The organism is Sphingobium mellinum, from assembly GCF_037860795.1.
Classification (GTDB): domain Bacteria; phylum Pseudomonadota; class Alphaproteobacteria; order Sphingomonadales; family Sphingomonadaceae; genus Sphingobium; species Sphingobium mellinum.
The window spans coordinates 164,051-177,690 of record NZ_JBANRK010000003.1; the positions used below are offsets into that span (position 1 = coordinate 164,051).

A 13,640-nucleotide genomic window follows, 5' to 3' on the forward strand; every position below is an offset into this window, starting at 1 on the left:
GAAATGACGAACCGACAGCGTTTTTGAGATGCGGCCGGAAGATGGGGGCTAATGACCGGGGAGCCTCAAGAAGTCAAGAGATTCGGCGGCTTTCCTGACGGGTAAAATAATACCCGTCATTTTGTTGTCCGGTCGGCAACCCACTGGCCGAAGTCCGGCAAAACCGCATCCACCGGCACAGCAAGGATGGCGGGAACGTCATAATCGTGCAGCTGCGCCAGCCGGTCCATCAAGGCACCCCGGCGCGCGCCGGCAGTCTTGAACAGGACGGGAACCTCCTGCGCCCGCTCCACCGCGCCGTTCCATTCATAGAGCGAGGTCGCGGGCGCGAACATGTTGGCGCAGGCGATCAGCCCTTCGTCGAGCAGCTGCCGCGCGACGCGTTCGGCCGCCTCGGCCGAGCCGAACAGCGTGTAGACGAGCGCGACCGCGCTCATGCGCGGCGCATTCCAGCCGCGTGCGCGGCCCATGCGGCGGAAGCGGCGACCAGCGCGCCACAGGCCTGGTGCAGGACGGCGAGCGGCAGGGCGATGCCGCTGACGACGGTGGCGATGCCGAGCGCGATCTGCGTGCCGACGGCGGCATTGAGGGCGATCGACGGGCCGCGATGCCCGGCCCGCCGCACCTTGCGCGCAAGCAGGATCAGCATCGTGGCGGTGACGAAGGCCCACCAGCGGTGGATGAAGTGAACGAGATAGGGATCATTGGACATCGTAGCCCAGATCGAGCCGAGCCACTGGATGCCCTGGGGCACGAAACGATCGTTCATCAGCGGCCAGGTGCTGGAAACATAGCCGGCGTCGAGCCCGGCGGTGAAGGCGCCGAACATCAACTGTCCCAACAGCACTAACAGCGCGACAAGGGCAAATAGGGTCAGCCTGGCGGGTCGCGCGTCACGGTTGCGCGCGAGCGCAAGCAGGTCGAGCGCCGTCCAGATAAGGCCGCCCATGATGAAGAGCGCGGTCAGCAGATGAACCGCAAGGCGATAATGACTGACGTCGGTGCGGACGGAAAGGCCGGACTTCACCATCCACCAGCCAATCGCGCCCTGCAACCCGCCGAGCGAAAGCAGGGCGACAAGACGCAGGCCATAACCAAACGGAACCGCCCGTTTCCACGCGAACCAGAGAAGCGGCACGGCAAAGGCGACGCCGATCAGCCGGCCGAGCAGGCGATGCACCCATTCCCAGAAGAAGATGAACTGGAAGTCGGACAATGTCATGCCCTGCCGCAGCTGCTGATATTCGGGAATCCGTTGATACAGCCGGAACGCGTCCATCCACTGGTCGTGGGTCAGCGGCGGTATGACACCGGCGATCGGCTTCCACTGCGTGATCGACAACCCCGATTCGGTGAGGCGCGTGATGCCGCCCACCACGACCATGCAGAAGACGAGTCCCGCGACGGCGAGGAGCCAGCGCGCGATCGGGACAGGACGAGGAGCCGCCACGGCAGGACGGGACAGGACAAGCGCAGTCATGGCGCCGATCCATGCGCCGACAGCCATGCCGTTGCAAGAGGGCGGCATGTGGACAAAAGGTCACAGCGGCGGCCGCCACGGCGGATACAATCGGGGAGCTAGGCGTATCCTGCAAAATGAACAGCCGAACAGGGGACAGCACGTGAACATCCCGGCCCCGGATGTCGCCGCGATGATTGCCGCCCATGGGCCTGTCGGAGCCCTGACCGCCGCCATAGACGAGCGGTCGCCGCTGGGGCCGGTTCGGCAGTGGTCAACCTCGCTCGTGTCCACGGTGCGGCTGATGCTGTCATCCAAGGCGGAAATCGTGCTGTTCTGGGGTCCGGACCTGTGCGCCCTCTATAATGAGGCCTATGCCCCCACCATCGGCGACAAGCATCCCGGAGCGCTGGGCAGACCGGCGCGCGAGGGCTGGGCGGAATTATGGGACGACCTGGAACCGCTGTTGCTGACCGTGGTGGAGCATGGCGAGACGGTCCATGCCAAGGACCGTCCCTTCTATATCGAGCGCGACGGCGGGCGGGGCGAAGAGGTGTTTTTCGACATTTCCTATTCGCCCGTGTTCGAGACGGACGGGTCGATCGGAGGCGCGCTGTGCATCGTCAGCGAAACGACAAAGCGGGTGCAGGCGGAACGCGCGATGCTGGCCCATCGGACCCGTTTGTGGACGCTGGCCCGGGACCCCTTCCTGGTGTCGGACACGGCGGGCATATGGGTGGCCGCCAGTCCCGCCTGGACGGACATATTGGGATGGAGCGAGGAGGAACTGATCGGGCGCACATCCGAATGGATGGAACATCCCGATGACGTTGCCCGAACGCGCGCGGAGACCCTCTCATTGCAGACGGGCGTGACGACGCAGCGCTTCGAAAACCGGTTCCGGGCAAAGGACGGCAGCTACCGCACCTTCAGCTGGACCGCTGTACCCGACGGAGGACTGATCTATTGCGTCGCCCGCGATGTGACCGAACAGCGGGCCCATGCCAAGGCGCTGGCGGAGGCCGAGGCGGCGCTGCGCCAGGCCCAGAAAATGGAGACGCTGGGCCAGCTGACGGGCGGGGTGGCGCATGATTTCAACAATCTGCTGCAGGTGGTCACCGGCAATCTGGAATTGCTGCAGCGAGGGCTTTCGGCGGGCGACAAGGCCGATATCGAGAGGCTGCGTCGGGCGGCCGAGAGTGCCATGGCGGGCGCGCAGCGTGCCGCGACGCTGACTCAAAGGCTGCTTGCCTTTTCACGCCGCCAGCCGCTGGCACCCGAACAGGTGGACCCCAATCGGCTGGTGAGCCGCATGTCCGAACTGCTGAGCCGCACGCTGGGCGAAACCATCGAGGTCGAAACGATACAGGCGGCGCGCGCGTGGCCGATCGAGATCGACATCAATCAAATGGAAAATGCCCTGCTGAACCTGGCGGTCAACGCGCGCGACGCGATGCCGCGGGGCGGCAAGCTGACCATCGAGGTCGCGAACACGCATATCGACGACCATTACGCCGCGAGGGAGGAGGATGTGCAGCCCGGCCAATATGTGCTGATCAGCCTGTCGGACACGGGCCATGGCATGGACGCCGAGACGCTGAGCCATGCGATCGAACCCTTTTTCACCACCAAGGAAGTCGGGCGCGGCACGGGGCTGGGCCTGTCCATGGTCTATGGTTTCATCAAACAGTCGGGCGGCCATATCCGCGTCTATTCGGAGGTCGACCAGGGAACCACGGTCAAGATGTACCTGCCGCGTCATTATGGCCCCGTCGCCGCGAACGACCAGGCGGGCGAACGTCCCCACTCCGCCGTCAGCCACGGGCAGGAGACCATCCTGGTATGCGAGGACGACGAATATGTGCGCGCCTATGCGGTCAATGTCCTGAAAGAGCTGGGCTATCGGGTGATCGAGGCCGGCCATGGGGCGGCCGCGCTGGAGATACTGGATCGCGCCTCGCCGCCCATCGACCTGCTGTTCACCGACGTGGTCCTGCCCGGCGGCATGAACGGCGAGGATATCGCGCGCGAGGCGCTTGCGAGGCGGCCGGGGCTGCGTATTCTGTTCGCGACCGGCTATGCCCGCAACGCCATCATTCATCACGGGCGGCTCGACCCCGGCGTCGAACTGCTGACCAAGCCGTTCACCTACACCGACCTCGCCGCCAAGGTGCGCGAGATGCTGGATCGGGCGGATGAGCGGTACGCCCGCTAGAGTATCCGTTCCGATTGCATCGTCCGGGATGCGAAGAGCTTAATTATCCAGCAGATCGCGTAGCCGTCGGGCCAGTTCCTGCAGGGTGAAGGGCTTGGCGAGCAGGCTGATGTCCGGGTCGAGCTTGCCGTCACGCAGGAATGTCTCACGAGTGTAGCCGCTGGTGTAGAGAATCCTGATGTCGGGGCGCAGGGCGCGAGCGCGATCGCTCAGTTCGCGACCCGAAAGGCCGGGCATCACGACGTCCGTGAACAACAGGTCGATGCGCGAGTCGGTCTGTTCCAGAAGGTTCAGTGCCGCCTGCCCGTCCGCCGCCTCAATCGCGTGGTAGCCCAGATCGCGCAATATCTCGACCGAGTATGCGCGCACGCCTTCGTCATCCTCGACCACCAGGATGGTTTCGCCGCAGGCGCCTGCTTCTGCCGTCCGGGCGACCACATCGGGCCGCGCCACGTCGCCGCAAGGGCCGGTGAAACGCGGCAGGTAGAGCTTGACCGTGGTGCCTTGCCCCGGTTGCGACAGGACCTCGACATGGCCGCCCGACTGCTTGACGAAACCATAGACCTGGCTGAGGCCCAGGCCTGTGCCACGACCGACTTCCTTAGTGGTAAAGAAGGGTTCGAAAATTCGGACGAGAACCGGCGACGACATGCCGGTGCCGGTATCGCTGACCGCGATCATGACGTAATTGCCCGGCGTCACGTCGCCTTGCATCGCCGCATAGCTGGTATCGAGATGCGCGTTGGCCGTTTCGATCCGGAGCGTTCCCCCTTCCGCCATGGCATCGCGCGCATTGACCGCAAGGTTCAGCAGCGCGCTTTCGATCTGATTACGATCGGCCTCCACAAGCCACAGATGTGGGCCGCTGACGGTTTCCAGCTGGATGAGTTCGCCAAGCGATCGTTTCAGCAGTTCCGACAAACCCTCCACCACCCGGTCGAGATGCAGCGGCTTGGGGACGAGCGGCTGACGACGGGAAAAGGCGAGCAGGCGCTGGGTGAGCGCGGCGGCGCGCTCCGCCCCCTGCCGGGCATTGGCGATCGCGCGCCGGGTCCTGGCCTCATCGCGGGCAAGGCTGCGTTCGGCCAGTTCGATATTGCCGTTGATGACCGTCAGCAGATTGTTGAAGTCGTGCGCGATGCCACCGGTCAACTGCCCCACCGCTTCCATCTTCTGGGCCTGGCGCAGCTGTTCCTCGACCGCCCGCTTTTCGGTGAGATCGCGGGTGACCTTCGCGAAGCCGATAAGGCGGCCCTGATCGTCGTGGATGGCGTCGACAATGATATTGGCCCAGAATTGCGTGCCATCCTTGCGCACGCGCCAGCCTTCTGCCTCGAACCGGCCGGCGGTTGTGGCGATGTGAAGCGTGCGGGCGGGCATGCCGTCCTGCTGGTCGGCCTCCGTGTAGAAGCAGGCGAAGTTGCGGCCGACAATCTCTCGCGCTGTATAGCCCTTGATCCGCTCCGCCCCGGCATTCCAGCTTGTGATAGTGCCTTCAGCATCGAGCATGCACATGGCATAATCGGTAACGCCCTGCACCAGCAGGCCGAAGCGGCGCTCGCTCTGTTCCAGTTCGTGAAAGGCGCTTCTGATCTGTTCAGTGCGCTGCTCGATCCGCTGTTCCAGGGTCGCGTTCAGTTGGCGCAGTTCGCTTTCGGCCACGGTGCGCGCGGCGATCTCGCGCTGGGCCTTGTGATGAAGGCGGGCGTTGTCGATGGCCATGGCGGCATGGCCGGCAACCCCCGCGATGATTTTTTCATGCTCGGTCGTGAAGCGCGCGGGTTGATGATGGCCGAAGAACAGGCCGCCATGCACTTCGCCGCTGTGGGACACGACCGGCATGGCCAGATAGCTGATGACGGGGAGATGGCCGGGCGGCATGCCATGATAAGGGGCGCTGCGGCCATAGCGTGGATCCTGCCGGATGTCATCGGACCGTACAACGCCCTGGCCTTCGAACGTCGGCGCGAAGATCGCTGTGTTGCGCGGCATGGGGAAATCGGCAAACGCCTCACGCGACACGCCAGACAGGCTGTAGAGCATGTAGCTTTCGCCCTTCTGGTCTACGAGATTGTAGAAGAAGGCACCGAATTCCGCGCCCGTCAACTCGACCGAGCCATCGACAATGGTCTGGACGATGACGTCGAGATTCTGTTCGGCGGCGACGGCGGCGCCCATGCGGTTGATGATCTCGAACGAGGCCTGAAGCGACAGGTTGCGGATCGCCGCGCCGACGAGCCGCGCCAGTTGACCCAGATTTTCGACGGCGAGCGCCTCGGGCTGCCCCACATCCGCCCAGTAGGCGCCGATGGCCATGGGCGCGGCGCCGGTATCGACCGGCATCATCACCAGCGAGCGCACGAAGGTATCCCGATAAACGTCCTGCGGGATGCGCGGATCGACGGCGATGTCGGGGATGACCGCCGGCTGGCCATGACTCATGACCCAGCCGGAAATGCAGCTCGCCCGGGGAAAGGCCTGCCCCGCCCAGAGCGGCGCGATCGCATCTTCCGCAAGATAATGGCAATGATCGCCCTCGCCGCGGACTATGCTAATGCCGTGCGCGCCCGCAATCACGCGGGCGGTGGCGCGCGCGGCCTCTATCACATCGTCGAGCGAGCGCGCGTTCGCGAGCCGCTCGGCAGTTGCGAGAAGCGACGTCCACGTCCGGGACGCATCATGGTTCGGCAGTTTCACGTCCAATCGATACGACCTCTTCACCAGGTGGATTACCCTATCCTGTTGTTATTAGGTCGCCAACTGCGGAATGCAGGGGATGTTGGAACGAGGTGGCGAAGGGCCGTAGCGACCCCGCCTCAGCCGACGAAATTGCCGGCGTGGGCAAATGCGTCGATGTCGCGGCGGCCGCTGGCTTCCTCCCGCGCCTGAAGCGCTTCGGGCAATATCGCCTTGTCGGCGCGCCGCCCGATCGCGACCGCAGCTTCCAGGCGGAAGCGGTCCGGCACAGCGAGCTCGTCGCGGGCCCGGTCGAAATCGACCCCGGTCATCGCATGGCTGTGATAGCCAAGGCGCGTCGCCTGCAGCGCCATCAGCGCCCAGGCCGCGCCCGCGTCGAAGCTGTGGCTGTGCGAGGGTTTGAGTTCGCTGGAACCGGGGCTGGCCATCATCCTGTCGGACAGGATGTAGACCAGCACCGAAGCATGCTGGACCCAGCTCTGGTTGAACGGCAGCAGCAGGTCCAGGAAGCGCGCCCAGTCCGCGCTGTCGCGATGGGCATAAAGAAAGCGCCATGGCTGGTAGTTGAAGGCCGAAGGCGCCCAGCGCGCGGCATCGAAGATCGTGTCGAGATCCTGCTGCGGCAGGGCCGAAGCGTCGAAGGCGCGCGGCGACCATCGTTCGATGAACAGCGGATCGACGGCGCGTGTGACTGTACGGGAAGGCGGCGTCATGAAATCTCCCGGGGCGTGAGGATGGCGATTGTTCCGCCGCCATATCGCGATCCGGCACCGCCGCATCAAGTCGGACGCCGTCCATCCGTTGGAAAATCCGATCAGACCAGATCGATCGCCATCAGGGCCGGGGCCAGCGGCTGAGCTTGAGCTTGCGGCATGCGGGACAAGTTCATATCACGCCAATGCCGACAATGCTGGCCACGAAACCCTGTGCGAATCCGGCCGGCCCGCGCTTCTGGAGAAGGTGAATGGCAGGTCCCCCCGCATCGATAGCCGCCGGCGCGATGGAGCATCATCCGGGCACGCGATACGGCCCTGCCCTCACGCTGCTCGCCAGCCTCTTCTTCATGTGGGGCTTCATCACCGTCAAGCGGATGGCCGACGCGCAGTCGGTGATCCTGCCTTATGGGCTGGTCGCGCTCGTCCTGCTGATCCTCGCGATCATCATCGCGCGGTTCCCCCTGCCCGCCATTGGCGCATCCGTAACCCGGCTGGCGCAGGAGAAACGCAGGCAACTGTCGCTCTGGTCGCACCGCAACCTGGTCTTCGGGATTCCGGCGATCTTCATCTATGTGATGGCGGAGAACGGCGTCGCCAGCCTGTTTGTGAACTTCATCAGCCAGCCCCAGATCGCCAGCCTGACCCATGAACAGGCGGGACGTTATCTGACTTTCCTGTGGGGCGGCATGATGATCGGCCGGTTCGCCGGTTCAGCGATCATGCAGCGGGTCGACGCGCGCAAGGTGCTGGCGGTCTTCGCCGCCGCGGCGTTCGTCGTGATGACAGTCACCGTTTTCGCGCAGGGACCGGTGGCGATGTGGTCGCTGATCCTGGTGGGTCTGTGCCATTCCATCATGTTCCCGACCCGACCCATGCGCTGCCCGATCAGCCCGTCGTTTGAAACCCACGTCGAATCGCGCGGCCTATTCCGCAGCCAGCGGATAGGCCGCGCGCGGCGGTTCGCAGGCGATTGCTTCGACCAGCGTGGCGATCGCTGCCTGCAGCCGGCCGAGGCCGGGTCCGGGCCGATCCAGCGCGGCATCGAGGTAGAGGCTGCGATCCACCTCGACCTGCAGGGCGTAAAGATCATTCGCGGGCCGGCCATGGCGTTCTATCATATGGTCGCCGGCATAGGGATGATTCTGCGCCGCGCTTAAACCATGTCCTTCGAGCACATCAGCCGCGAGCGTCATCAGGCGCGTCGAGGCGGCCCGGCCAAACCGGTCGCCCAGCACGACGTCGGCGGCAGGCTGCCCGGCGGCAGGGGGGGACAGCGGCGGCATGGAATGAAGGTCGATCAGCACGGCATGGCCGTGGACTTCGCGGGCGGCGCGCATCAACTCGCCGAGCGTCGCATGCCAGGGCCGGTGGATGAGGTCGATGCGGCGGCGCGCTTCGTCCCAGGTCATCGGCCGCTGCCACAGTTCATAGGCACCCGGCAGGCGGCGCGGAAAGAGACCCAGCCCGCCCCGCAACTTCGCCGACGTCTGCAACGGCACATCGCGCGGCAGTCCCGCGATCATGGTCGGGTCGATCTCCCGCTCGTGCCGGTTAAGGTCTATCATAGCGCGCGGCTGACGGGCCACCATGACACAATGGCCCCGTTCGATCAGCGGGAAGGCCAGCAGATCGGCCCAGCGATCCTCCAGCCGCCGCAGAATGTCGGGCGCCACCCGAGCGGCGCGCAGCAGCGCATCGTCATAGTCGCGGCCGGCATGCGGCACCGACAGGACAACCGGGCCGGCGGGGCGGTCCGATCCATAGAGATGATAGGCAGGGGTGGAGCGGACCGGATCGCGCGGCGCGGAATGGGTCAAAGGCGTCTCCTGCACACGGCCCCGGCAAAAATGGTTACTTGGCTGGATATATGCAGCCACTCTCGCATATAATGGTCGGCAGCGCCACCCGCGAGGGGTGGCGCGGGACAGGCCGTGATCGGCCAAAGGCGAGACTGACGCAGCGATGGTTCGAATTCTGCTGGCCGAGGATGATGACAGCATGCGCGCCTATCTGGCGCGTGCGCTGGAGCGGTCCGGTTATGACGTCCTCGCCGTGTCAACAGGCGCGGAAGCCCTGCCGCACATCGGAACGGATCAGTTCGACCTTCTGCTGACCGACATCGTCATGCCGGAGATGGACGGCATCGAACTGGCGCAACATGCCGCATCGATCGCGCCGGACATGCGAATCATGTTCATCACCGGCTTCGCCGCCGTGACGCTGAAGGCCGGCAAGGCCGTGCCGCAGGCGAAGGTGCTGTCCAAGCCGTTCCATCTGCGGGACCTGGTGCTGGAGATCGAACGGATGTTCGGTAGCGCCACGGTGAGCGGGCTCAACTGAACCGTCAGTCCGCGACCACTTTTTCCATGTCGGGAGTCGGATCGAACGGAACGCCGGCCATGGCGGCGCGGAAGCGGTCACGGTCCAGCCCCTTTTCCCAGACCGACACCACGATCGTGGCCACCGCATTGCCGATGAAGTTGGTAAGGCTGCGGCATTCGCTCATGAAACGATCGACGCCCAGGATCAACGTCATGCCCGCGACAGGTACGGAGGGTACGATCGACAGCGTCGCGGCGAGCGTGATGAAACCGGCGCCGGTCACGCCCGCCGCGCCCTTGCTGGATAGCATCGCGACCAGCAGGAGCAGGATCTGGTCGCCAATGCTGAGATGCACATTCGTCGCCTGGGCGATGAACAGGGCCGCGAGCGTCATGTAGATGTTGGTGCCGTCGAGGTTGAAGCTGTAACCTGTAGGCACGACCAGCCCGACCACCGACTTGCGGCAGCCGGCACGCTCCATCTTCTCGATCAGGCTCGGCAGCGCGGCTTCGGACGAGGACGTGCCCAGTACCAGCAGCAGCTCTGCCTTCAGATAGCGGATCAGGTGCAGGATGTTGAAACCGACCAGCCGCGCCACGAGGCCCAGTACCACAAGCACGAACAACAGCGACGTCAGGTAGAATGTCGCCACCAGTCCAGCAAGATTGGCGAGCGTGCCAACACCATATTTGCCGATGGTGAAGGCCATGGCGCCAAACGCGCCCACGGGAGCGGCCTTCATGAGAATAGATACCAGCTTGAAGATGGCGTGGCTGGCCGATTCCAGCACCGTCATCAGCGGCCCCGCCCTCTCCCCGATCAGCGTCAGGGAAATGCCGAACAGGATGGCGACGAACAGCACCTGCAGGATATTGTGCCCGTCGGCGACGGCGGAAATCAGCGTTCCGGGGATGATGTCCATCAGGAAGCCGGTTAGGCTGCGGGCGTGGGCCTGTTGCTGATATTGCGCGACCTTGCCGGCGTCCAGCGTGGCAGGATCGATGTTCAGGCCTGCGCCAGGGTGAACGAGGTTGGCCACCAGCAGCCCCAGAATCAGCGCCAGGGTGGAAAAGGTCAGGAAATAGGCGAAGGCCTTGGCCGCGACCCGGCCGATCGCGCCCAGTTCCTTCATTCCCGCGATACCGGTGACGATCGTCAGGAAGATGACCGGCGCGATGATCATCTTCACCAGCTTGATGAAGGCGTCGCCCAGCGGCTGCAACGCGATACCGGCCTGCGGAAAGAAATGGCCGATCCCCACACCCAACGCGATGGCGACCAGCACCTGCACGTAAAGCTGTCGATAGAGAGGAAGCCGCGGCACGTCCTGGGCCGCCATGGTTGTCACTGGCATCATGCGCGATTGTCCCCTTCCCGTCGGACCATATGGGATGCCCCCGACCTGTCCAGAGTTTTCGCCGAGCGGCCCAATTTCCCGCTTGCGCACCCCTACGCCCGCCGCTATTGGCGCAACTCCCGTGGGCGTGTAGCTCAGTGGTAGAGCACTGTGTTGACATCGCAGGGGTCGCAAGTTCAATCCTTGCCACGCCCACCATGACAAGCCTCGGAAATCCTTGTGGTTTCCGGGGCTTTTCTATGCCCGGAGCACCATCACATATTCATGTTCTTGCGTGAGTATTGCGTGAAGTGCCGGACCGGCCATGCGGGTGAGATCCGCTACAACGTGCTCAATCCCGTGTCTGATCGTGCTCAGATAGTTGGGGTCAAAGATGGCGTAGTGGCTGGAGGTCTTGCTCAGAGGACGATGCCCGAGCGCAATCTCCAGCTCGATCAATCCACGCGCCTACTCGCGAGAATGGTCGCCATGCTGTGCCGAATCAGCTTTGGGCCCCATCCATCGGGGATGCCCAACTTCTCCCGCGCTCCCCGCCAGGCGCTTCTTACACTGGCGACACGATATTGCTCGATGACATCAATGCGCTGGTCCGAATCGAGCCGGGATCGCTGACCGCACACCAGCCACTCGTCGGATGCGGACAACCAGGAATGAAGCAAATCGACCACAGGCACGACAGGGCGAACCTTCCTCGTCTGCAGGCGACCTTCCGGGTTGAGTGCAAAGCGGCGCTCGTTCTGCATCCACTGCCCGCGCTCGTGCATGACGCTCATGTCCAAGATCGCGTCGGGGCGAGCGAGCGTCGTAATGGCGCCGATCAGATAGCGGCGGAGCGGGATCACGCGATCGGCGTGGCCCCCATAGCTCCCCGCCCCCGGCACCGAATAATCCAGTAGCTCGGCGATGGCGTCGACTGATAGGCGATATTTGCGTTCGGGGGTGACCTGGTCGCGGGTTTTGTGCCCACCTAAACCTAGTTTCGAGTCAGATTGCTGCCATAGACGACGATCGCCGGGTCCGCGGCTTCGCCATCTTCGCTGCCTGGGATATCGGGGGCGGTGGTTAGCGGGATTTTCACCAAATCAAGCTAGCTCGTCAGCTGAAATGGGAACGGGAAGCAAGAATAATGATCGGAAGCCGGATCAAGGGCAGTCGGTTCTGGAATATGCGGCTTTTGGCGGCGGTGATCGCGACGTTCGCGATATTGCTCTACCTTGTCGGCAAACCCGTACCGATCCTGATCTGGGATGAGGGACGGCTTGTCATCAGCGCCATGGAGATGCGCCACGGCGGCATCGGACTGGTGACGACCTATGATTATCATCAGGATCTCTGGAACACCAAACCGCCACTGCTCATCTGGCTAATGACGGGCAGCATGGCTGTGTTTGGCCCAACCGAATTCGCGCTTCGGCTTCCGTCCATCATCAGCGCGCTCGGCACGGTCCTGCTCGTGATGCTGTTCCTTTACCGGATCACATCTTCGGCGGCGATCGCTGCCTTTGGTGGCATCGCGCTTACAGCAAGCGTCGCCTTTTTCGGAGAACATGGCGCGCGAACGGCCGATTACGACGCACTACTTACCTTCTTCACGACCGGCTATCTGATGCTGCTGTTTTTCGCGGTGCATCGATCGCGCCCGCCGCTACGTTGGTTGCTGCTCGCCGGCTTGTTGGGTGCAGGTGCGCTGATGACAAAAGCCATGGCAGGCGCAGTTCCCGGTGCCGGACTTTTGCTCTACCTCTTGATCACGCGGCGCTGGCCCAGAGTGATCAACGCGCACTATTTTATCGGGGCTATTATCGCCATTGTTCCCATTGCGCTATTCCTGATCCTGCGCGAGCAGGCGGATCCCGGATATCTGCACGCCATGATCTACAATGACGTCAGCGGCCGCTTCAATGAGGCGCTAGACGATCATGATGGCCCGCCCTGGTATTATGTCGAAACCACATTCATCAGCGGGCTGTTCAGCCTTGGCATCGCAGGTTTGCTTTCTCCCCTCGCGCTTCCAATTACGCACGGCCGACTACGCCTCGCGATGGTCTTTTCGCTATGTATCGCTTTGGGGCAGCTTGTTGTGGTCACGATGACCAGCACAAAACTCGTCCATTATTATCTGCCGGCCTATCCGTTCGTAGCCATTGCGACGGCGCTGGCCGTGCACGCCATCCTTGTCCGCTTTCGTGTGCAAGCGGAATCGAGAAAACTGCCCCGCTACCGGCTGTGGATCGCGATGCTTGTACCGGCCTTGCTGGTCGCGCATGGCGTTGCGCGGGCGGTCGATGTCGACCGGACCTTGCTGTACGACCGCGAACATTATCCGCGCGCGCGATACGGCGCTCTGCTGGAAGCGCTTTCCCACGAACGTGCGCCCGTGGTCGTGATCGAGCCGGGTTGGAGCATCCCCGACGACCCCCATTATGCGCCTGAACTGCGCTTCTACATGATGGTCGCGCACGAAAATGGACGTGCTGTCACCCATGTCGGCGGGCTCCGTGGGCTGACTTCAGCACCTCCGGGCGCGATCGTCGCGACTTGTGATCCGCGGGTTGTGCCGTTGCTGAAGGTGCAGGTCGGGAAAATGGTGGTTGAGCGGGATGGCTGCGTTGCAGGCCGCAAAGGCGCCTGAATACGCATATGCTGACCAATCACAAGGCACAGCGGAGGCTTGGTTAGCAAGCCATGAACTCTGACATCGCCTCCCTTCACACATAATATCGCTCGTTAGTTATGGGCTTTCCGAGCAGACACGCTGTAGCCTAAGCAATCGTCCTTCGATCCCCAGCATCGAATAATACCAACCTGCATTGATCACGACCCACGCGCCCATTTGCGGCGTCCTATGGTCATGATGCGCCACGGCTGATCGAT

Annotated in this window: 11 protein-coding genes, 1 tRNA gene and 1 pseudogene; 5 read left to right on the forward strand and 8 right to left on the reverse strand. The window is 63.5% G+C overall.

The genetic code is table 11. From position 1 onward, the window contains the following. Positions 1-116: 116 nt before the first annotated feature. Entirely contained in the window at positions 117-437 is a 321-nt protein-coding gene (gene cutA, locus AAC640_RS07810; RefSeq protein ID WP_340265550.1) for a divalent-cation tolerance protein CutA, read from the reverse strand. Then, positions 434-1,480: a COX15/CtaA family protein gene (locus tag AAC640_RS07815; protein ID WP_340265551.1), complete on the reverse strand. Its 1,047-nt coding sequence runs from the start codon at positions 1,478-1,480 to the stop codon at positions 434-436. The genes cutA and AAC640_RS07815 overlap by 4 nt, the downstream gene beginning before the upstream one ends. Before the next feature lie 142 nt (positions 1,481-1,622). Here AAC640_RS07815 and AAC640_RS07820 point away from each other — a divergent pair, with 142 nt between their 5' ends. Then, positions 1,623-3,674: a hybrid sensor histidine kinase/response regulator gene (locus AAC640_RS07820; protein ID WP_340265552.1), complete on the forward strand. Its 2,052-nt coding sequence runs from the start codon at positions 1,623-1,625 to the stop codon at positions 3,672-3,674. A gap of 39 nt (positions 3,675-3,713) precedes the next feature. Here the strand turns inward: AAC640_RS07820 and AAC640_RS07825 are convergent, their stop codons facing one another. Both AAC640_RS07825 and AAC640_RS07830 read right to left on the reverse strand, forming a co-directional pair. Beyond that, positions 3,714-6,371 (reverse strand): GAF domain-containing hybrid sensor histidine kinase/response regulator, encoded by a 2,658-nt coding sequence (locus AAC640_RS07825; protein WP_340265553.1) that lies wholly within the window; start codon positions 6,369-6,371, stop codon positions 3,714-3,716. A 119-nt stretch (positions 6,372-6,490) separates the two neighbouring features. Beyond that, complete coding sequence (locus tag AAC640_RS07830; protein WP_340265554.1) at positions 6,491-7,084, reverse strand: nitroreductase family protein; 594 nt, start codon at positions 7,082-7,084, stop codon at positions 6,491-6,493. Positions 7,085-7,455: 371 nt separating this feature from the next. On the opposite strand from AAC640_RS07830, the pseudogene AAC640_RS07835 reads away from it, so the two are divergent. Continuing rightward, positions 7,456-7,953, forward strand: a pseudogene (locus tag AAC640_RS07835) (MFS transporter); the annotation flags it as partial. 57 nt (positions 7,954-8,010) lie between these two features. Here AAC640_RS07835 and AAC640_RS07840 read toward each other — a convergent pair. After that, entirely contained in the window at positions 8,011-8,904 is an 894-nt protein-coding gene (locus AAC640_RS07840; RefSeq protein WP_340265555.1) for an N-formylglutamate amidohydrolase, read from the reverse strand. Positions 8,905-9,049: 145 nt separating this feature from the next. On the opposite strand from AAC640_RS07840, the gene cpdR reads away from it, so the two are divergent. Further along, complete coding sequence (cpdR, locus tag AAC640_RS07845; RefSeq protein ID WP_340265556.1) at positions 9,050-9,427, forward strand: cell cycle two-component system response regulator CpdR; 378 nt, start codon at positions 9,050-9,052, stop codon at positions 9,425-9,427. A gap of 4 nt (positions 9,428-9,431) precedes the next feature. On the opposite strand, the gene AAC640_RS07850 is transcribed toward cpdR, so the two are convergent. Continuing rightward, entirely contained in the window at positions 9,432-10,766 is a 1,335-nt protein-coding gene (locus AAC640_RS07850; RefSeq protein WP_340265557.1) for a C4-dicarboxylate transporter DctA, read from the reverse strand. Between the two features lie 123 nt (positions 10,767-10,889). Here AAC640_RS07850 and AAC640_RS07855 point away from each other — a divergent pair. Next, positions 10,890-10,964, forward strand: a tRNA-Val gene (locus tag AAC640_RS07855). Between the two features lie 39 nt (positions 10,965-11,003). Here AAC640_RS07855 and AAC640_RS07860 read toward each other — a convergent pair. Both AAC640_RS07860 and AAC640_RS07865 read right to left on the reverse strand, forming a co-directional pair. After that, positions 11,004-11,204: a hypothetical protein gene (locus tag AAC640_RS07860; RefSeq protein ID WP_340265558.1), complete on the reverse strand. Its 201-nt coding sequence runs from the start codon at positions 11,202-11,204 to the stop codon at positions 11,004-11,006. After that, entirely contained in the window at positions 11,201-11,608 is a 408-nt protein-coding gene (locus tag AAC640_RS07865) for a hypothetical protein (RefSeq protein WP_340265559.1), read from the reverse strand. The genes AAC640_RS07860 and AAC640_RS07865 overlap by 4 nt, the downstream gene beginning before the upstream one ends. A 284-nt stretch (positions 11,609-11,892) precedes the next feature. Here AAC640_RS07865 and AAC640_RS07870 point away from each other — a divergent pair, with 284 nt between their 5' ends. Further along, positions 11,893-13,398, forward strand: a complete 1,506-nt coding sequence (locus tag AAC640_RS07870) for an ArnT family glycosyltransferase (RefSeq protein WP_340265560.1) — start codon at positions 11,893-11,895, stop codon at positions 13,396-13,398. Positions 13,399-13,640: the final 242 nt, after the last annotated feature.

Bases quoted from the DNA above. Each gene is read 5' to 3' on its own strand.
- cpdR (WP_340265556.1), top strand. From the start codon at position 9,050: ATGGTTCGAATTCTGCTGGCCGAGGATGATGACAGCATGCGCGCCTAT.
- cutA (WP_340265550.1), bottom strand. From the start codon at position 437: ATGAGCGCGGTCGCGCTCGTCTACACGCTGTTCGGCTCGGCCGAGGCG.
- AAC640_RS07850 (WP_340265557.1), bottom strand. From the start codon at position 10,766: ATGATGCCAGTGACAACCATGGCGGCCCAGGACGTGCCGCGGCTTCCT.
- AAC640_RS07870 (WP_340265560.1), top strand. From the start codon at position 11,893: ATGATCGGAAGCCGGATCAAGGGCAGTCGGTTCTGGAATATGCGGCTT.
- AAC640_RS07830 (WP_340265554.1), bottom strand. From the start codon at position 7,084: ATGACGCCGCCTTCCCGTACAGTCACACGCGCCGTCGATCCGCTGTTC.
- AAC640_RS07815 (WP_340265551.1), bottom strand. From the start codon at position 1,480: ATGACTGCGCTTGTCCTGTCCCGTCCTGCCGTGGCGGCTCCTCGTCCT.